Genomic DNA, 19197 nt, shown 5'->3' with positions numbered 1-19197 from the left:
TAAAAAATACCCCGTCTCAATCCAGTGTCCGGCGAAATCGCATCAACGCCAGGCCGGCATAGACAAGGATAAAGAGAGCGAGGATTCCCGTCTCGAATGCCACTGCCGGCAGATCCGCTCCCTTGAGCATGATGGCGCGGATGACGCGCAGGAAATGCGTGAGCGGAAAGGTTTCTCCGAGCCACTGTGCCCAAAGGGGCATGCCGCGAAATGGAAACATGAAGCCGGAAAGAAGAAGTGATGGCAGGAAAAAGAAGAAGGTGAGCTGCATGGCCTGCATCTGCGTGCGGGCGATGGTCGAGATCGTGTAGCCCAGCAGAACCAGCGCCAGAACGAAGACAAGGACCGCCGTCAGAAGAAGCCACAGGCTGCCGATGAAGGGAACGCCGAAAAGCAGTTTCGCGGCACCAAGGATCACCGCCACCTGCACCGCTCCCACCACCAGATATGGCAGAACCTTTCCGAGCATGATCTCCAGCGGGCTTGCCGGCATGGCGAGCAGGTTCTCCATCGTGCCGCGCTCGCGTTCACGGGTGAGCGCGATGGATGTCATCATCACCATGGTCATCTGCAGGATCACGCCCAGCAGCCCCGGCACGATGTTGTATTGCGAAATGCCTTCGGGATTGTAGCGGCGGTGAACGATCACCTCCAGCCGATCAGCCGGCGTCGCTTCCGAAGCCGGCACGCCGCGTTCGCGCAAAAGCGCTTCCGAGACCACCGTTCCGAGCGTGGAAATCGCCCCGGAGGCCACCGACGGGTCGGTCGCATCCGCCTCGATCAGGATCTGTGGCCGCTGCCCCCTGTCGACACGGCGGGCGAAATCTGACGGGATGGTGACCACAAAAACCACCGCTCCGCTCGCAATGAGCTGCTCAGCCTCTGCTGCGCTCTCCACCACATGATCGAAGCGGTAATAGTCGGTGTTTTCGAGCGCCGAGACCATGGCCCGGCTGTAATGGTCCTGGCTGAGCGACACGAGTGCCGCCGGCAAAGCCTTTGGGTCGGAATTGATCGCATAGCCGAAAAGGACGAGCTGCATCAGCGGAACGCCCAGCATCATGCCGAAGGTGATGCGGTCGCGCCGCATCTGGATGAATTCCTTGATCAGCATAGCTATAAGCCGGCTAAGTGAAAAGAAGCCGCTCATTGCATGTTGTCCGTCGAATTGGCCATGAACTGGATGAACACATCCTCAAGGCTCGTTTCGCCACGTGACACGCTCACGCCCTCGCGCCCGTCGAGATCCTGTAGCGCCGCCTTCAGCGCGTCTTCATCCGACCCCACCACATGAAGGCTTGCGCCGAAGGGCGCGACCTGCTCCACGCCGGGCCGCTCCCGCAGTTCGTCAGCCAGCTTTTCAAGCTTCGGCCCGTCAACGAGATAGGTGACAAGCCCGGCATCGCGCACCACGTCTGTCACGGACCCCGTGGCCAGCATGGTTCCGTAGGAGATATAGGAAATGCGGTGGCAGCGCTCGGCCTCATCCATGTAGTGGGTGGAGACCAGAACCGTCAGCCCGTCTGCGGCAAGACGATGAATTTCGTCCCAGAAATCGCGCCGCGCCTTCGGGTCGACACCCGCCGTCGGCTCATCGAGCAGGAGAAGTTTCGGCTGATGCATGATGCAGGCCGCCAGCGCCAGCCGCTGCTTCCAGCCGCCAGAAAGTGTTCCGGCAAGCTGGTTGCGCCGTGAGGAAAGTCCGAGATCCTCAAGTGTCCGGTCTACATGCGCGCCCACCGGTCTGAGATCGTAGAGCCTTGCGACAAAGGCCAGATTCTCGGCGATGGTCAGGTCTTCATAGAAGGAGAAACGCTGAGTCATGTAGCCGACTTCACGCTTGATCTTCAGGCCTTCGGTTCGCAGGTTGAAGCCCAGAACCGTGCCATCGCCCTCGTCCGGTGTCAGAAGCCCGCACATGATGCGGATGGTCGTTGTCTTGCCAGATCCGTTCGGGCCGAGAAAGCCGACTATCTCGCCCTTCGCCACCTGCATCGTCACATTGTTGACGACGGTCTTGTCGCCGAAGCGTTTCACCAGGCCGTGGACATCGATCGCGTTCATGGCGCGTCGGCTTTCAGACGTACATCCACGATCTGTCCCGGCTGCAGACTGCGCGCCTCACCCTCCGGCCGCGCCTCCACGAGATAAACCAGCTTCTGGCGCGTCTCAAGCGAGTAGATGACCGGCGGTGTGAACTCCGGGTCCGGGGAAATATAGGAGATGCGTGCCGTCAGCCCCGGCGCGCAACCATCGCAGTTCACGACCAGCAGCGCATCGGGTTCAAGACTGGAGAAAGCTGCTTCCGGCACATAGACCTTCAGCTTTACCCCGCCATCCGGCAGAAGCGAGACCACCGGCGCAGAGGGTCCTGCCACATCGCCCGCATTGCGGATCACATCATCGATGCGACCGGCGGAAGGCGCGGTGATGGCGCGTTCGGAAAGCCGCCAGCGCGCCTGCTCCAGCGCTGCCTGCATCTGGTCGCGACGCCTGGCTGCGGCCCTGATCGCCTCGGCGCGGGCCGGCAGTCTGGCGACCGCCAGATTGGCTTCGGCCTGGCCGACGCGCGTGTCCGCCAGTTCCTTTGCCGTGCGTGCCTTGTCGAGCTCGGCCTGCGTGGCGATGCCGCGGCGAGAGAGATCTTCGGTTCGCGAGAGCACGCGTCCCGCCTCCGCCGCCTCAGCCTTCACGGAGGCCAGCGCTGCCTCCAGCACGGCGATCTCTTCTGGCCGCTTCGGCTCCTTGAGGTCGGCGAGCTGCGCTTCTGCTTCTGCCAGTCCCGCCTCAGCCTGTCGAACGGCGATGCGTGCATCCGTGTCATCCATAACGGCAACTGTCGCACCGGCTTCCACGATCGCGCCGCGCCGCACCGGAACGGCGCTCAGCTGCCCCACTTCCGTTGGTGCGAGCAGCACATAATCGCCTTCCACATAGCCGACTGCCAGGGGCTCGGCTGAACCGCAACCGGTGATCAGACCAGCCAGAACCGGTATGGCACAAAGCATGCTCATGGTGTTTCCTTCTCGCGCATCCGCGCGGCAAGTATGGCGTCGAGATTTCCGCTGGCTATGGCCGTAATGGCGGCTGCTTCCCGCGCACCGATCCGGCTCCAGCCCATGCGCCGCTGCACCGCCTCGCTGGCAATGCGGAAGTAAACAAGCTGGCCGATCAGCGTGAAGACGGTCAGCCTTGTCTCGTCGCTCTCCGCAGGCTCGCCAGTCGCCGCCTCCCAGACCACGCAGAGACGTTTGTGAACCGGGGCGAACATGCCTTCATAGATGCGATCGAGTGCGACCGTGGGATGGGAGAGTTCCCGCAGAACGAATTTGACGATCAGCCCGGCTTCGGGCCGCGCGGCTATAAACCCGGTCATCGTTTCGAGCACCTGCATCAGCACCGCGCGTGCCTCAGCAGGCGTCAGGGTCGCCCCATGGTCCGGCTCGAGGTTGACGGCACTGCCGGCAATCCTGCCGATCAACTCGACGATGTGGTCGGCACACGCCGCGCGCAGGCCCTCCTTGCCGCCGAAATGATAGGAGATGGAGCCAATATTCGCATCGGCCGCCCGCGCAATCTCGCGCGTTGTCGTACCGTCAAACCCTTTCTCACCGAAGAGCTTCAAACCCGCTCGAATGAGCGAGAGCCGCGTGTGCTCCGCCGATGAAAGCCGCGCTTCGGCATTTTGCGTATTGCCATAATTCTGCATCATGTCTCTGATTTAATCAAACGATTGAATTAAGTCAAGCTGATCTCCGAGAGAGATCGGTCACATCAGCCCGTTTGCCCAACGGAATAAAACCTCTAAGTTCCACCTGCCATTGATCGAAGAATCGCGGACGGGAGCGAATGAGCGAACAACCCAGCACCCTGCTCGACCGGTTCGGCCGTTTCCTGGCGCGGCGGCTGCAAAGCGAATCCTCGGGGTATCAACCCTACACGCCGTCGGACCCGGAAACCCTGCATCGCACCCTGCAGCCCGGCGATATTCTGCTGATCGAGGGCAATCAGCGCATTTCAGCAGCGATCAAATATCTTACCCAGTCCACCTGGAGCCACGCAGCGCTCTATGTAGGCGATGCCCTGCCGGAGCCTGACGACGGCTCCGAACGCCCTCGTCTCGTAGAAGTCATCCTGGGCGATGGCTGCATTGCCGTGCCCCTGTCCAAATACAGAACCTACAACACACGCATCTGTCGCGCGAACGGTCTTACACCGGATGATCGGGATTCGATCGTCGCATTCATGATCGAGAAGCTCGGCCTGCGTTACGACATGCGCAACATATTCGATCTGATGCGCTACTTCCTGCCGACGCCTCCCGTGCCGGTTCGCTGGCGCCGCCGAATGATCGCCATCGGCTCCGGCGATCCGACGCGCGCCATCTGTTCATCGCTCATTGCCCAGGCATTTCAAAACGTGGGTTATCCGATCCTGCCCGAAACTACCAAAGCCAAAGGGCATGCTTCCGCCGAATCCCCCTACTCGCGGCAGGAGATTCTCCACATCCGTCATCACAGCCTTTTCACGCCGCGTGATTTCGACCTTTCTCCCTATTTTGCCATCGTCAAGCCGACCCTCGCCTTCGGCTTCGACTACAAGACACTGAAATGGGGCACGCCGAAAAGTGCTGGCGCCACCACGGAAGACAGGGGAACGCACTGATGGACACTCACGTGGCGCTTGTTCTGCTTTTTGTCGCATTCACCGGCTACTCGCTCATCTCGCGAAAGCTTGAAGCCTCCGTTCTGTCAGGCCCAATGCTCTTTACCGCGCTGGGTTATGGCTTCTACATGGCCGACGCCACACTCGCTTCGCCGCTGGATAGTTCAGTTGTAGAGTTCCTCGCGACGGCAACGCTTGCGATTATCCTTTTCCGCGATGCCGCGAACATTCGTATCTCGAGCGTCATGGCCAAGCGCGCAACGGCCCTCCTTTCCGCACGCCTTCTCTTCATCGGCATTCCGCTCACGATCCTTGCCGGGACCGCTGCGGGAATGGTTCTTTTTCCGGCACTCGGCGTTTTCGGTGCGCTCGTGCTCGCCATTGTTCTGACACCGACAGACGCGGCGCTGGCGCAGCCGGTCTTCGGAAATGACGGTCTCCCCGAGGTCGAGCGCGAGGCTCTGGATGTCGAAAGCGGGCTGAACGATGGCCTGTGCCTGCCTCTCCTGCTGATCGCCCTGGCGCTCGCAGCCGATACCGGCAGCGGCGAAGGCATGGCCGGTCACGCCACGTTTTTCCTAAAGCAGGTGGTTCTCGGTCCGCTCGCCGGTCTCGCTGTCGGCTACGCCGGTGCAGCGGCAGCTGCCCATGCATTTACGCATTCACTTTCAAATCCCGCCGGGCGTACGCCCATCATGGTCGGTCTTGCGGGGCTCGCCTATCTCGGTGCGGAACTGACCGGCGGCAACGGGTTTCTTGCGGCCTTCGCGGCCGGGCTGGCGTTTGGATGGCGGCTGCCCACCGAAACCGTCGAAAAAGCCAGCAATTTCGCCATGACGGAAGGCTCGATCCTCACCAATCTCACCTTTCTCCTTTTTGGCATGGCAATGCTTCCGCAGGCGCTGCAAGCACCCGCTTTGCCGGCACTGCTTTATGCAGCACTCAGTCTCACCGTCATTCGCATTGTTCCCGTTTTCGTCGCCATGCTGGGTACGGGAACCGACACCAGAGCCAAGCTGTTCGTTGGCTGGTTCGGTCCGCGCGGGCTCGCCTCGGTCCTCTATCTCATTCTTGTGGTGGACCAGTCCGGCTTCGATGTGGCGCAGGCGATTACCAACATAGCCGTCTTCGCGATTCTTCTTTCAGTGCTCCTTCACGGGGCGACGGCGCCCTTCGCGCAGAAGACATTCTTCCCCGTGCGGTCCTGACGCCGGTCACCAACCGCTCCGGAAGATGTTACCGGCAACAACCTCGCCGCGAGCCGGCGGAGGGCCTATAATCCGGCTACACTTTGCCGTCGGGGTGCGGCCTGCGTCCCGGCAGATCCGGGAGGTCTGAAATGACGGATTTTCATGTCATGGCAGGAACCGAGAAGACCCTGTCTTTGCCGGCTGTTCGCAAGATTAACACGTCGGATGTGGTCGATGCGCTTGGACGTGGGCTGGATGATTTCTGGCAGAAACCCTCACATTACGCGTTCCTTTGTGTCATCTACCCGCTGGTCGGAGTGGTTCTGATATACTGGGCTTCGGGCGCGAATGCGCTGCCGCTTCTTTTTCCGCTTGCTTCCGGCTTTGCTCTTATCGGCCCCTTTGCCGCCATCGGTCTTTATGAGATCAGCCGCAGACGCGAGGCCGGGCTCAACACGTCCTGGCGGTACGCTCTGGCGGTGCGTAGATCGCCGGCGATCCCTTCCATCATGGCTGTGGGCGCAATGCTCTTTGCCGTCTTCGTGACCTGGCTTCTGGTGGCGCAGGGACTGTATGTGCGCCTTCTCGGTCCCGAACCGCCCGCATCGTTCTCACAGTTCCTTGAATTGCTGTTTACAACCGATGCCGGCCTGATGCTCCTGACACTCGGCAATGCGATCGGCTTCATTTTTGCGCTCTTTGTGCTGATCACCACAGTCATAGCCTTTCCCATCCTGCTCGACCGGGATTGCGGGGCGGTGGCTGCAATTGTCACCTCCGTACGGGCGGCCAGCGCCAACCCCGTACCCATCGCTCTCTGGGGTGTGCTGGTGGCGGGCGCGCTCATTGTCGGGTCTCTGCCGCTCTTTGCCGGTCTTGCCGTGGTGATGCCAATTCTCGGTCACGCCACATGGCACCTCTACCGCAAACTGGTGGCCGATTGATCGGCCGTCCTGTTGCCGTCTAAGCGGAAGCCCCGTTGCGTGGCGCCGGTGAGGCACAGGGAGCGATCACCGCCGGCTCTTCTGCCGCAGCTCCATAGAGATTGTGCGCGACCTTGCCCAGCGCGTCGATCAGGATGCGCCGTTCATCATCGGCGAGGCCGGAAAGCGCCTCATCACGCACAGTCTCGGTGATCGCCCGAATACCGGAGCACGCTTCACGAGCCTTGCGCGTGGCGTAGATCATGCGGACGCGGCGGTCTGTAGGAGCTAGACGGCGCTCCACCCAGCCGCTTTCCGCCAAACGGTCGACCATACGCGAAACGCTGATTGGCTCTACTTCCAGAAGCTCGGCCAGCCGCACCTGCGGCATACCATCTGCCTTCAAAAGGCCAAAGAGCAACCGCCACTGAGCGGATGAAAGGCCGAACTCATTGTCTATTTCCTGAAAACGCTTGCGCATCAGGCGCGCGACGTCATGGATCAGGAAACCCAGCTTGGTTTCATCGGGATCGTTCATGGGCGGGATATATGGTCGCCCATTCCCATGCGCAATGTCGCGAACTTTTTGCTCCTGACACGCCACGACGTCGATCTGCTGCAGCAATCTGCTTGTCGAAGAACGGACTGCCTGCTAAGGCCAGCGGCATGACGAACACGCCACTTTCCAATATTCGCAACTTTTCCATCGTCGCGCATATCGACCATGGCAAGTCGACGCTCGCCGACCGGCTGATCCAGATGACCGGATCCCTGGAAGACCGCGAGATGAAGGATCAGATCCTCGACTCGATGGATATCGAGCGTGAACGCGGCATCACCATCAAGGCGCAGACCGTGCGTCTCGAATATGATGCGCGCGACGGGCAGCACTATGTGCTGAACCTGATCGACACGCCCGGCCACGTGGACTTTGCCTACGAGGTCTCGCGCTCGCTCTCGGCCTGCGAGGGTTCGCTTCTGGTGGTCGACGCCAGCCAGGGCGTCGAGGCTCAGACACTTGCCAATGTCTATCAGGCCATCGACAACGATCATGAGATCGTGACTGTCCTCAACAAGGTCGATTTGCCGGCCGCCGACACCGATCGCGTCAAGGAACAGATCGAAGAGGTGATCGGGCTTGATGCCTCAGATGCGATACCGATTTCCGCAAAGACCGGCGTGGGCATCGCCGAGGTTCTGGAAGCCATCGTGACACGCCTGCCCGCCCCCGAGGGCGGTGACCGTGAGGCTCCACTCAAGGCGTTGCTGGTCGATAGCTGGTACGATGCCTATCTCGGCGTGATCGTGCTGGTGCGGGTGATCGACGGAAAGCTTCGGAAGGGCCAGACCATCCGCATGATGGGCACGGACGCCAAATATCCGGTAGACCGGGTTGGCGTCATGACCCCGAAGATGGTGATGGTGGAGGAGCTTGGTCCCGGTGAGATCGGCTTCATCACCGCCTCGATCAAGGAAGTGGCCGACACCCGTGTCGGCGACACTATCACCGAGGACAAACGGCAGACGGATAAACCGCTACCGGGCTTCAAACCCGCGCAGCCAGTGGTCTTTTGTGGTCTGTTTCCCGTCGATGCGGCAGATTTTGAAGACCTGCGTGCCGCCATGGGCAAGCTGCGCCTCAACGATGCCTCCTTCTCCTTCGAGATGGAGACCTCCGCAGCCCTTGGTTTCGGCTTCCGCTGCGGCTTCCTCGGCCTTCTGCATCTGGAAATCATTCAGGAGCGGCTGGAGCGCGAGTTCAATCTTGACCTCATCGCCACCGCGCCCTCGGTGGTCTACCGCATGAACCTGACATCCGGTGATCAGGTCGAACTTCACAACCCAGCCGACATGCCGGACGTGGTGAAGATCGCCTCCATCGAGGAACCGTGGATTAAGGCGACCATCCTCACACCGGACGATTACCTCGGCGCGATCCTGAAGCTCTGCCAGGAGCGGCGCGGCATCCAGACGGATCTTTCCTATGTCGGCAAGCGCGCCATGGTCACCTATGAGCTGCCGCTCAACGAGGTGGTGTTCGATTTCTACGACCGGCTGAAATCCATCACCAAGGGCTATGCGAGCTTCGACTATCAGCTCACCGGCTACCGTGAAGGCGACCTCGTCAAGATGTCGATCCTCGTCAATGAGGAGCCGGTGGATGCGCTTTCCATGCTCGTGCACCGGCAGGCCGCGGAAAAGCGCGGTCGCGTCATGTGCGAGAAGCTGAAAGAGCTTATCCCTCGCCACATGTTCAAGATCCCGATCCAGGCAGCCATCGGCGGCAAGGTCATTGCACGCGAAACCATCTCGGCCATGCGCAAGGACGTGACGGCCAAGTGTTACGGCGGCGACGTGACCCGCAAGCGCAAGCTGCTCGAGAAGCAGAAAGAGGGCAAGAAGCGCATGCGCCAGTTCGGCAAGGTCGAGATTCCGCAGGAAGCCTTCATCCAGGCCCTGAAGATGAGTGACTAAAGCATCTCGCAGTCAGGTGGAAACACCTGATTTGCGCACAAGAGCGGAAAGCGGGCGGGCTTGCTGCCACGGCAGACAAACCCACCCCGATGCCGCTGAAACGGGCTGCCCCGCCACCCGGGCCCGGCGGCACCGTTTCTTGTTCAGCGGGCCTTGAGCTTCAAGCTTCCGCTGCATTCGACGATCTGCTTGCCGGCCATCTGATAAGCAGAGTCCCATGAGACTTTCACCGTCTTCGGACAGCTGCGATAGGTCTTGTCTACAAGGTTCACGCTGCCCTGCGGGGTGTTGGCGGTGATCTTGACCAGCTTCAGTCCCTTGGCGCTGCTGATGGTGCAGACGACGTGGTTGGGCACTGAACAATTCATGGACGGCCCTGCCATCTGCGGCGCAAGGGCGAATTGACCGGCAACGCCGGTGGTGGGTAATCCAGTGGCTGACAGCATGACCAGTGAGGCTGCAGCCATTGCGATGCGGTTGGCCTTGAAAGAATAGGGCATTGTCATCTCCAGTTCGGGTCCAGTTCGGGTTTCGGGAAGGGGCAATCGCGCCCCGACATCCGTTAGTCGCCGTGGTCTGGAGAAAGGTTCATCAGGAAAATTCTGATGGACGTTCGCTTCTCAGTTGGGGTTGAGATGGTAGCCCGGCCCGACGGTGAGCGGCCTGTCTGGTACGACCTTGTCGCTGATCTGGCTCGCAAAGGTCGTGTCCCCTTCCCAGATCATGCTGGTTTTCTCGCGGTCGTAGACACGGATCGATACCTTGTACGGCTTCTTCGCTTCGACCCCGCGAACCGGCGGTGTTCTGAGCGCGTAGCGGTCGGTCATCGTGCTCACCCGCTCCGACACCACGAGCGGCGCGCCGCCCGCCGGGTTCTCGAATGTCGCCTCGATGATTGAGCCACTGGCCAGCGGTCGCACCACCTGAGCGGTAAACCCATAGAACACCTCACCCTGGCGGTAGTTGAACATGAAACCACCGCCCAGGATCTTCACGTAGGGGTCCTGCGAGGGATCATTGCGGGTGAACCACCCCACAGCAAAAAGCAGCCCACACAACACAAATGCGGCAACGACGATGCTGCGTAAAGATATGAATTTCATGATCTTTTTTCCCTCAAACGGGCAGCATGGCGCCGTGCTTTCGCCGCGCCCCCACAATGCTCCATGCTGCACCAGCGGCGGGAGGCATTTTTCGTTTCATCGAAGAACAGCCATCCGCAGCCTTCCGGCCCGGGACAGGCCTTCAGTCGCTGCAGCTCGCCTTCTGTGAGCATCGCTTCAGCGCTGAGCGCAACAGCCAGAAGAGGAACATCGAGATCGAGGCGGCTCTTGTCCCAGCTCCAGATAAAGCGCTCCGCGTCCTTCTTCAGGCATTGACGCTGCCGGCCCGCGCTCACGAGTTCGCCAAGCGCGCCGAGCGCATCCTTCGACGGGTCTTCTCCGATGATCGTGTTCTGGAAAACCGCAAAGAGCGTTTCGCGAAATTGCGTGGCTCTGGCATGTGCGGCCGCCGCCACAGGAGGGTTCGTTTCCGCCATCGTCTGCAGACGGGTCAGAGTTTCCGTGTCGAACACAGCCAGTTGGCTGCACCAGCCGAGCAGTGCCGCCATATCGGGGATATAGTCCTTCGTTGCCGGCCTCGAACGGCAATTCACCGTGTTGACGAAGTCCAGGCAAAGCCTGCCGCCAAAAAAGAACGGCACTGGCCACGCTGCGTTCTCAGCCAAGGCTCCAGTCTCCCATTGACTAACCAGCTAAAGCCATTTTGCCGGTTAGTCAATGATTGAACCGAAAAACGGATGTGCGCCAAACGAAAACGGCGCCGGTTGCCCGGCGCCGCTTGCATGAAACCGACTGCGGAACAGCGTCAAATATCGAGATTTGCCACAGACAGCGCGTTGTCCTGGATGAACTCCCGACGCGGTTCCACTTCGTCACCCATCAAGCGTGAGAAGAGCGAATCCGCGTCCGTCGCATCGGTCACCTTGACCTGGAGCAGCGAGCGCGCATCGGGATCCAGCGTCGTCTCCCAAAGTTGCTCGGCATTCATCTCGCCAAGGCCTTTATAGCGCTGCATGGTGAGGCCCTTACGGCCCGTGGCGAAGACCTGATCGAGCAGCGCCATCGGCCCGGAAATGACTTCCGACTTGTCCTTGCGGCGTAGCACAGGCGACTTTGTATAAATCTCCTGCAGACGCGCTGTGTAGCGGTCGATCGCACGCGCATCGGCCGAAGCGACCAGCGCCGAATCAAGCACAACCACCTCCCGTACGCCACGAACTGTGCGCTCAAAGAGGTAACCGCCCGCACCCTCGTTCGAAGGGTTGACGCGCCCTTCCCAGCCGCGCTCGGTATCCTCGGCGATCATGTCGAGCCGCTCGGCCACGTGCTTCACAGCTTCTGCGGCACGACCCGGATCGGCGAGCACCGCCGCGCTGAGCGCACCGGCAATCGCCGCCTGCTCCACCACAGAACGATTGTAGCGGGTATGAAGGCCATTAATCAGCGAGCGTACCCCGCGCGCATCCTCGATCACCTGCTTCAGATCCTGACCGCCGCGCACTTCGCCGTTGGAAAGTTCCAGCGTTGCCTCTTCGAGGCCCGAATCGATCAGGAATTCCTCAAATGCCGCCTCATCCTTGATGTACTGAACGGACTTGCCGCGCGTCACCTTGTAGAGCGGCGGCTGGGCGATATAGAGATGCCCGCGCTCGATCAGTTCCGGCATCTGCCGGAAGAAAAAGGTAAGAAGCAGCGTGCGGATATGGGCGCCGTCAACGTCGGCGTCCGTCATGATGATGATCTTGTGGTAGCGCAGCTTCTCTGCGTTGAACTCATCCTTGCCGATGCCCGTTCCCAGCGCCGTGATCAGCGTGCCGATCATGTCGGATGAAAGCATGCGGTCGAAGCGGGCGCGCTCCACATTCAGAATCTTGCCGCGCAGCGGCAGGATCGCCTGGTTCTTGCGCGAGCGGCCGGATTTTGCCGAACCGCCAGCGGAGTCACCCTCGACGATGAAGAGTTCGGATTTGGCCGGGTCGCGTTCCTGGCAGTCGGCGAGCTTGCCTGGCAGAGACGTGATGTCGAGCACACCCTTGCGCCGTGTCAGCTCACGCGCCTTGCGCGCCGCCTCTCGCGCTGCCGCAGCTTCCACCACCTTGCCGATCAGCACCTTGGCTTCCGCCGGATGCTCCTCGAACCAGGTGCCTAACGCCTCGTTGACGAGACTTTCCACCACCGGTCGCACTTCGGAGGAAACCAGCTTGTCCTTGGTCTGGGAGGAGAACTTCGGATCCGGCACCTTCACCGAGAGAACCGCTGTCAGACCCTCACGGCAATCGTCGCCGGTGAGCGAGACCTTTTCCTTCTTGGTAAGGCCCGAGTTCTCCGCGTAACCCGTCACCTGCCTTGTCAGAGCGCCACGGAAGCCGGCCATGTGGGTGCCGCCATCACGCTGAGGAATGTTGTTGGTAAAGGCCAGCACATTCTCATGGTAGGAATCGTTCCACCACATGGCCACTTCCACCGTGATGCCGTCCTTCTCAGCGCCGATGGAAATCGGCGCGTCGATCAGCGGTTTCTTGGCGCGGTCCAGATATTTGACGAACTCGACAATACCGCCGTCGAAGAGGAATTCCTGCTTCCTCTCGTCGGCATGGCGTTTGTCGGTCAGAAGGATGCGCACGCCTGAATTCAGGAAAGCAAGCTCGCGCAGGCGGTGCTCCAGCGTGTCGTAATTGAATTCCGTCATCGTGAAGGTATCGGGCGAAGGCAGGAAGCTCACTTCCGTCCCCGTCTCGTCACCTGCGTCACCCGTCACCGCAAGCGGCGCATCGGCGACGCCGTGAGTGAAACTCATCTCGTGGACTTTGCCCTTGCGGCGGATCTTGAGCTTTAGCCAGATGGACAGTGCGTTCACCACCGACACACCGACGCCGTGGAGACCACCGGAAACCTTGTAGGAATTCTGGTCGAACTTACCGCCGGCATGAAGCTGCGTCATAATGACCTCGGCAGCAGACACACCCTCCCCTGCGTGCATGTCGGTCGGGATGCCGCGGCCATTGTCGGTCACCGTGCAGGAACCATCGGGATTGAGCGTTACCGTCACCAGGGTTGCATGCCCCGCCAGCGCCTCGTCGATGGCGTTGTCGACCACCTCATACACCATGTGGTGCAGGCCGGACCCGTCATCCGTATCGCCAATATACATGCCGGGGCGTTTGCGGACGGCATCCAGCCCCTTCAAAACCTTGATGGATTCAGCGCCGTATTCGGCCGGTTCGCCTGGGAGAGTTTCGGGCGTGTCGCTCATCAAATTCTTTCGCTCAGGAGCCCTGAGGGAACCCCCTTTTGGGCATGGGAAATCTGCGCCGCGAATCATCCGGCGCCTGTCCCCCAAGATATAGGCGTTTCAGGGCTTTTTTCCAAGTTTTGCAGCGATTTCCGCCTGGGGATGAAAACTATCGCGGGGCACCCTTTGCCTTTGGAGCGAAACCGATTATGAAGCCGTTGAGAAACCGGAGACAGAGGCAAATGGCCACCATCAGCCAGAAACCTAAGCTCATCACCATTTTCGGCGGCAACGGCTTTGTCGGCCGACATCTGGTACAGGCCCTCACACGACGCGGCCACCGGGTGCGTGTTGCATGCCGCAATCCCAATCTGGCCATACACCTGCAGCCGCTCGGCAATGTGGGCCAGGTGCAGGCCGTGCAGGCAAACCTGCGCAACCGCGCTTCGATCGACCGCGCGGTCGATGGTGCCGATCACGTGATCAATCTCGTTGGCATCCTCTATGAATCCGGCCGCCAGTCTTTTGACGCGGTTCAGCATTTCGGTGCCCGTGCGGTGGCGGAAGCCGCCCGCGCCGCCGGTGCGAAACTGACCCACGGGTCTGCCATCGGGGCCGATCCGGAGTCCGATTCCGACTATGCCCGCACCAAGGCACTGGGCGAAAAGGCGGTGCTGGAAACCGTCAAGGATGCGGTGATCATTCGCCCCTCCATCGTATTCGGTCCGGAAGACGATTTCTTCAATCGCTTTGCCAACATGGCGCGGTTCTCGCCGTTCCTGCCGCTGATCGGTGGTGGCGAGACGAAGTTCCAGCCTGTCTATGTTGGTGATGTGGCCGAGGCCTATGCCCGCTCGGTCGATGGAGATCTCAAAGGCGGCCAGATCTACGAGCTGGGTGGACCGGAAGTGCTCTCCTTCCGAGAGTGTCTCGAAGAAATGCTCGAAGCGACCTATCGCAAGCGCTGGTTCGTCACCCTGCCCTGGTTCGTCGCGCGCATTCAGGCCCGCATTCTCGGACTTTTGCCGAATCCGATGCTGACGCTCGATCAGGTGAAGCTCCTGAAGACCGATAATATCGTTTCCGAAGAGGCGAAAACGGCTGGTCGCACGCTCGACGGCCTTGGCATCCAGAAGCATTCACTGGCTGCCATTCTGCCGACCTATCTTTGGCGCTACCGCCCGGCTGGCCAGTTTACCCGAAAACAGTTCCTGTAAGGCGGGGCTCTTGAGCGGTTGGGATACGCTTCTACCTGAAGCGCTGGGCGCGGTCCCGGCGCTTCTCCTTGTGATCGCCAGCTTCTTCACCTCCGCGCTCACCGCCGCCTTTGGCGTGGGCGGCGGTGTGGCCATGCTGGCGCTGCTTGGCCTTTTCATCCCGGTCGCGGCGTTGATCCCCGTTCATGGCGCGGTACAGCTCGGCTCCAACACCGGCCGCGCCTGGCATCAGCGGGCGCATATCCGCTTTTCCATCGCCACGCCGTTCATTCTCGGTAGCCTGATCGGCGCTGCCGTGGGTGCCTATTTCGTGGTGCAATTGCCCGACGCGCTCCTGAAGCTCGTTCTGGGCGTTTTCGTCATCGCCGTCACGTGGACAAAAATCCCCGGTGCGGCGCAACTCAGCCACGCAGGCCTCGCCGCCGGCAGTGCGGTGCTCGCGCTTGCGACAATGTTTGTAGGTGCAACTGGCCCGCTGCTATCGGCCTTTTTCGCGCAGATCATTCCCGACGACCGGAAAGCGCTGATCGCCACACACGCGGCCGGCATGACGGTGCAGCACGCGCTCAAGGTGATTGCCTTTGCCCTTGCAGGCTTCGCCTTCTGGCGCTGGCTTCCCTTCATCGCGCTGATGATCGCATCGGGCTATCTCGGCACGGTCTATGGAACGCGCCTTCTTGAGAAAATGCCGGAAGAGACCTTCCGCCGCTGGTTCAGGATCGGTCTCACGCTTCTCGCACTCGACCTCATTCGTCGCGGCGTGATTGGGATGATGTAAGCGGCTTTCCATGTCCTCATTCGTCATCCTGTGGCTAGACCATAGGATGACGAGACGGGGGCCGGAATCAGCGCGGCGGGGTGCCGTTTTCGGCCAGGACCGCACCAATCAGATAGAGCGAACCGCAGATCAGGATGCGCGGCGGGGGCTCGGTGCCTTCGCGGCCGGTATCGAGCGTATCCCGCAAAAGCTTGAGCGCATTGGCGACCGAATGGACAGGTTCGGCCGAAAGCCCCGCGTCCATGGCGCGCGCCGCGAGCTCGGCATTGGGCACACCCGCATCGCTCGACGGCACCGGGACCGTATAGACATGCCTGGCCATGCCCTCGAAGGCGCGGAAATAGCCGGTCTGGTCCTTGGTGTTGATCATGCCGGCAATCAGGAAAAGAGGCCGCGGCGAGCGGTCTTCCTCGGAAGCAAGCGCCTCGGCTATCGCTTCGCCCGCGCCGGGATTGTGCCCGCCATCGATCCAGATTTCAGCGCCTTCCGGCCCGAGCTCCGAAAGCGTCCCCTGTGGGAGACGCTGCAGGCGACCGGGCCAGACAACGCGCTCCATCGCCGCCTCCGCCGCACGCAGACCAACAGGAAAACCCGCCGCCTTGACGGTGGCGATGGCTGCCGCCGCGTTGGCGATCTGATGCCGGCCCGAAAGCTGGGGCAGCGACATGTCAAAGAGACCGTCATTGTCCTGATAGATCATGCGGCCGTTTTCCTCGAAGGCCAGAAAGTCCTCGCCATAGACGGTGAGCGGGCAGGAAAGCCGCTCCGCCGTGTCGACAAGGACCTCGCGCGCCGCATCGAACGGCTGCTGCCCGACCACGACAGGCGCACCGCGCTTGATGATGCCGGCCTTCTCGACAGCAATCAGCTCTACACGGTCGCCGAGATAGGCTTCGTGGTCGAGCGAAATCGGCATAATGAGGCTGGCTGCCGGATGGGGAATGACATTGGTCGCGTCAAACCGGCCGCCGAGCCCGACCTCGACAATCGCCACATCCGCCGGATGCTCCGAAAAGAGCACGAACATCACCGCCGTGAGGATCTCGAAGACGGTGATCTTTTCACCGGCATTCGCCTCAGCCACCCGCGCCACGGCATCCGCCAGAACCGCATCCTCGACCAGCCTTCCGCCAGCTTCGGCACCGAGCCGGTAGCGCTCGTGCCAGTTGACCAGATGCGGTGAGGTGTGGACATGAACGATGCGGCCCGACGCTTCCAGAACGGCGCGGGCGAAAGCCGTGGCCGAACCCTTGCCGTTCGTTCCAGCCACATGGATGACTGGCGGCATTTTCAGATGCGGGTTGTCCAGCCGGTCGAGCAGGCGCGTGATGCGCTCGAGCGACAGGTCGAAGCCCTTGGGATGGAGCGACAGAAGACGCTCTATTTCCCGCTCGGCGGAGAGAATGGTCATCTGAGTCCTGCCTGGAGGTTTTTCAGCCGGCTAATATCTATGTCATCAAGCCTTCGGCTGTTCCACCGCTGTCTGTTTTGACTCGACAGGAACCGGAGCCGTTTCGGTCTCGTCCACCGGTGCGTCTTCCACGACTTCCGGCGCAGCTTCCGCCTTCTCCCTGAGCAGAATCTTCAACAGCCGTGCGATGGTTTCCTTCATCTCCAGCCGCGAAACCACCATGTCGACCATGCCGTGATCGCGCAGGTATTCGGCGCGCTGGAAGCCTTCCGGGAGCTTTTCCCGAATGGTCTGCTCGATCACGCGCGGGCCGGCGAAGCCGATCAGCGCGCCGGGCTCGGCGATGTGGACATCGCCCAGCATGGCGTAGGACGCGGTCACGCCACCGGTTGTCGGGTTGGTGAGCACCACGATATAAGGTAGCCCCGCTTCCTTTAGCCGGTCCAGCGCAACAGTGGTGCGCGGCAGCTGCATCAGCGAGAGGATGCCTTCCTGCATGCGCGCGCCGCCCGAGGCCGCATAGAGCACCAGCGGGAGCCTGCGCTCGACCGCCGTCTCGAAAGCGCGAACGATGGCCTCGCCGGCTGCCATGCCAAGGGAACCGCCCATGAAGGCGAAATCCTGCACCGTGGCCAGTAGCTCAAGCCCCTGAACCCGGCCAACGCCGCTCAACACGGCATCTTCCATGTTGGTCTTGGCCTTGGCATCACGCAGGCGTTCGGTATAGCGGCGTTCATCGCGGAATTTCAGCGGGTCGGTCACGACCTTCGGGTTTTCCAGCGTCTCATACTCGCCATCGTCGAAGAAGCTTTTCAGCCGCTCGCGGGCGGAAATCTTCATGTGATGGCCGGAGGAGGGAATGACCCAGAGATTGTCTTCCAGATCCTTGTGAAAGACCATCTCGCCGGTCTCGGGATCCTTGATCCAGAGGTTCTCCGGCATGTCCCGGCGACCGAGCATCGAGTTGATCTTCGGTCTCACATAGCTGGTGATCCAGTTCATTCCATATGCCTTCTGTTTTTCCGCATTCCGAAGATGCGCCAATTATCGGGCAGCAGCAAGGCGCGCCTGGCGCACCCCGTCTGCCAGCCCCTTCACAAGGGTCGCCACGGCCTCGGCGGGGTCTTCGATCCGTTTGCCGTTGTCGTCGTAGCACTGGGCGATGGCCGCAACGATGGCGCTGCCGACCACAACACCGTCCGCCGCCTCGCCTATCGCCCTGGCCTGCCGCGCCGTCTTCACGCCAAAGCCGACGCAGATCGGCAGGTCCGTGTGCTCCTTGATGCGCGAAACCGCCGCCGAAACATTGTTCGTGTCAGGCAATGCTGATCCCGTCACACCCGTCATCGAGACGTAATAGACAAAGCCCGACGTGTTCTCCAGAACCTTTGGGAGACGATCCTCGTCTGTCGTCGGTGTGGCCAGACGAATGAAATTCAGCCCCGCCTTGATCGCCGGAACACAAAGCTCCTGATCCATCTCCGGCGGCAGGTCGACGATGATCAGCCCGTCAATTCCGGCGGCCTTCGCATCGGTCAGGAAGCGTTCCACGCCATAGATGTAGATCGGGTTGTAATAACCCATCATCACGATGGGCGTGTCGTCGTCATCTTCACGAAAGTCACGCGCCATCTGGAGCGTCTTCGCAAGCGTCTGCCCGCCCCTGAGCGCGCGCAGGCCAGCGGCCTGGATGGCCGGGCCATCGGCCATGGGGTCGGAAAAGGGCATGCCCAGTTCGATCACGTCGCTGCCCGCCGCAGGCAGCGCCTTCATGATCGACAGCGAGGTCTCATAGTCCGGATCCCCGCCCATGAAATAGGTCACGAGTGCCGGGCGGTTTTCTTCCTTCAGCCGCGCGAAGCGGCGGTCAATGCGGGTGGTCATGATGGTCCTGGGTCCTCGTACATCCAGCGCGGCGCCCCCACGCCGTCTTGCAGTCCTTGCGGTTGCAGCGGCCTTATCGCTCGATCACGAACGCGGCAATGCAATGCGATCAGCCTATCCCTCGGCGTGCTCGCGGATTTCAATGGTGACAGTGAAGGCGTAGAAGCCATCGCGCTCGATCCGGCTTTTCGCTTCTTCGGGGTCGAAGGCGATGCGCGGTTCGCCGTCATCGGCCACACGGGTCAGGAAGGCAAGGTTCTGGCTTGCCCTTATCCCCTTCGGGTTTTCCCTATCGTCGTCCTGGCGAATGGCCACGTAGTGGTGCTGGTTTTGCTTGGAACGATAGATTTCGAACATG

Annotated in this window: 19 protein-coding genes; 6 read left to right on the top strand and 13 right to left on the bottom strand. The window is 61.1% G+C overall.

Going from position 1 to position 19197, the window contains the following annotated elements:
- Nucleotides 1-16: 16 nt before the first annotated feature.
- Genes HF949_RS03650 through HF949_RS03635 form a run of 4 tightly spaced genes read right to left on the bottom strand, consistent with a single transcriptional unit; the run spans nt 17 to nt 3712 of the window.
- Nucleotides 17-1150, bottom strand: a complete 1134-nt coding sequence (locus HF949_RS03650) for an ABC transporter permease (RefSeq protein WP_292898346.1) — start codon at nt 1148-1150, stop codon at nt 17-19.
- Nucleotides 1147-2064 (bottom strand): ABC transporter ATP-binding protein, encoded by a 918-nt coding sequence (locus HF949_RS03645; protein ID WP_292898345.1) that lies wholly within the window; start codon nt 2062-2064, stop codon nt 1147-1149. The genes HF949_RS03650 and HF949_RS03645 overlap by 4 nt, the downstream gene beginning before the upstream one ends.
- Nucleotides 2061-3014, bottom strand: coding sequence for an HlyD family secretion protein (locus HF949_RS03640; protein WP_292898344.1), 954 nt, complete (start codon nt 3012-3014; stop codon nt 2061-2063). Before HF949_RS03640 ends, HF949_RS03645 begins: the two co-directional genes overlap by 4 nt.
- Nucleotides 3011-3712 carry a CerR family C-terminal domain-containing protein gene (locus HF949_RS03635; protein ID WP_292898343.1) on the bottom strand — a complete coding sequence of 234 codons (702 nt, stop codon included), beginning with the start codon at nt 3710-3712 and terminating at the stop codon, nt 3011-3013. Before HF949_RS03635 ends, HF949_RS03640 begins: the two co-directional genes overlap by 4 nt.
- Before the next feature lie 137 nt (nt 3713-3849).
- On the opposite strand from HF949_RS03635, the gene HF949_RS03630 reads away from it, so the two are divergent.
- From HF949_RS03630 to HF949_RS03620, 3 genes are all read left to right on the top strand, one after another.
- On the top strand, nt 3850-4665 hold the full coding sequence (locus HF949_RS03630) for a YiiX/YebB-like N1pC/P60 family cysteine hydrolase (protein WP_292898342.1): 816 nt from the start codon (nt 3850-3852) through the stop codon (nt 4663-4665).
- Complete coding sequence (locus HF949_RS03625; RefSeq protein WP_292898341.1) at nt 4665-5873, top strand: cation:proton antiporter domain-containing protein; 1209 nt, start codon at nt 4665-4667, stop codon at nt 5871-5873. Before HF949_RS03630 ends, HF949_RS03625 begins: the two co-directional genes overlap by 1 nt.
- A 131-nt stretch (nt 5874-6004) precedes the next feature.
- Nucleotides 6005-6799, top strand: a complete 795-nt coding sequence (locus tag HF949_RS03620; protein WP_292898340.1) for a DUF2189 domain-containing protein — start codon at nt 6005-6007, stop codon at nt 6797-6799.
- A gap of 19 nt (nt 6800-6818) precedes the next feature.
- Here HF949_RS03620 and HF949_RS03615 read toward each other — a convergent pair whose 3' ends face one another.
- The gene (locus HF949_RS03615; RefSeq protein ID WP_292898339.1) at nt 6819-7316 is read right to left on the bottom strand and encodes a MarR family winged helix-turn-helix transcriptional regulator; all 498 of its coding nucleotides are present in this window, start codon (nt 7314-7316) and stop codon (nt 6819-6821) included.
- A gap of 128 nt (nt 7317-7444) precedes the next feature.
- Between HF949_RS03615 and lepA the strand changes: the two genes are divergently transcribed.
- Nucleotides 7445-9253: a translation elongation factor 4 gene (lepA, locus tag HF949_RS03610; RefSeq protein WP_292898338.1), complete on the top strand. Its 1809-nt coding sequence runs from the start codon at nt 7445-7447 to the stop codon at nt 9251-9253.
- Between the two features lie 143 nt (nt 9254-9396).
- Here the strand turns inward: lepA and HF949_RS03605 are convergent, their stop codons facing one another.
- The 4 genes from HF949_RS03605 to gyrB all read right to left on the bottom strand — a co-directional run bounded on the left by HF949_RS03605 (nt 9397) and on the right by gyrB (nt 13570).
- Nucleotides 9397-9753 (bottom strand): hypothetical protein, encoded by a 357-nt coding sequence (locus HF949_RS03605; protein WP_292898337.1) that lies wholly within the window; start codon nt 9751-9753, stop codon nt 9397-9399.
- A 120-nt stretch (nt 9754-9873) separates the two neighbouring features.
- Nucleotides 9874-10356 (bottom strand): hypothetical protein, encoded by a 483-nt coding sequence (locus HF949_RS03600; protein ID WP_292898336.1) that lies wholly within the window; start codon nt 10354-10356, stop codon nt 9874-9876.
- The gene (locus tag HF949_RS03595; RefSeq protein ID WP_292898335.1) at nt 10353-10982 is read right to left on the bottom strand and encodes a CGNR zinc finger domain-containing protein; all 630 of its coding nucleotides are present in this window, start codon (nt 10980-10982) and stop codon (nt 10353-10355) included. Before HF949_RS03595 ends, HF949_RS03600 begins: the two co-directional genes overlap by 4 nt.
- A gap of 140 nt (nt 10983-11122) precedes the next feature.
- Nucleotides 11123-13570, bottom strand: coding sequence for a DNA topoisomerase (ATP-hydrolyzing) subunit B (gyrB, locus tag HF949_RS03590; RefSeq protein WP_292898334.1), 2448 nt, complete (start codon nt 13568-13570; stop codon nt 11123-11125).
- Nucleotides 13571-13791: 221 nt separating this feature from the next.
- Between gyrB and HF949_RS03585 the strand changes: the two genes are divergently transcribed.
- Together HF949_RS03585 and HF949_RS03580 are read left to right on the top strand one after the other, a co-directional pair.
- Nucleotides 13792-14766, top strand: coding sequence for a complex I NDUFA9 subunit family protein (locus tag HF949_RS03585; RefSeq protein WP_292898333.1), 975 nt, complete (start codon nt 13792-13794; stop codon nt 14764-14766).
- Nucleotides 14767-14776: 10 nt separating this feature from the next.
- Complete coding sequence (locus HF949_RS03580; protein WP_292898332.1) at nt 14777-15544, top strand: sulfite exporter TauE/SafE family protein; 768 nt, start codon at nt 14777-14779, stop codon at nt 15542-15544.
- Between the two features lie 67 nt (nt 15545-15611).
- Here HF949_RS03580 and HF949_RS03575 read toward each other — a convergent pair whose 3' ends face one another.
- The 4 genes from HF949_RS03575 to HF949_RS03560 all read right to left on the bottom strand — a co-directional run bounded on the left by HF949_RS03575 (nt 15612) and on the right by HF949_RS03560 (nt 19196).
- Nucleotides 15612-16955: a bifunctional folylpolyglutamate synthase/dihydrofolate synthase gene (locus HF949_RS03575; protein WP_292898331.1), complete on the bottom strand. Its 1344-nt coding sequence runs from the start codon at nt 16953-16955 to the stop codon at nt 15612-15614.
- A 45-nt stretch (nt 16956-17000) separates the two neighbouring features.
- Entirely contained in the window at nt 17001-17957 is a 957-nt protein-coding gene (accD, locus tag HF949_RS03570) for an acetyl-CoA carboxylase, carboxyltransferase subunit beta (RefSeq protein ID WP_292898330.1), read from the bottom strand.
- A gap of 42 nt (nt 17958-17999) precedes the next feature.
- The gene (trpA, locus tag HF949_RS03565; protein WP_292898329.1) at nt 18000-18839 is read right to left on the bottom strand and encodes a tryptophan synthase subunit alpha; all 840 of its coding nucleotides are present in this window, start codon (nt 18837-18839) and stop codon (nt 18000-18002) included.
- A gap of 114 nt (nt 18840-18953) precedes the next feature.
- On the bottom strand, nt 18954-19196 hold the full coding sequence (locus tag HF949_RS03560) for a hypothetical protein (RefSeq protein ID WP_229449376.1): 243 nt from the start codon (nt 19194-19196) through the stop codon (nt 18954-18956).
- Between the last annotated feature and the right edge of the window lies 1 nt (nt 19197).

It is taken from the genome of Nitratireductor sp., from assembly GCF_017794765.1.
Taxonomy (GTDB): Bacteria; Pseudomonadota; Alphaproteobacteria; order Rhizobiales; family Rhizobiaceae; genus Nitratireductor.
The sequence above is the reverse complement of the archived record's forward strand: the minus strand, read 5'-3'. Positions and strand labels throughout refer to the sequence as shown.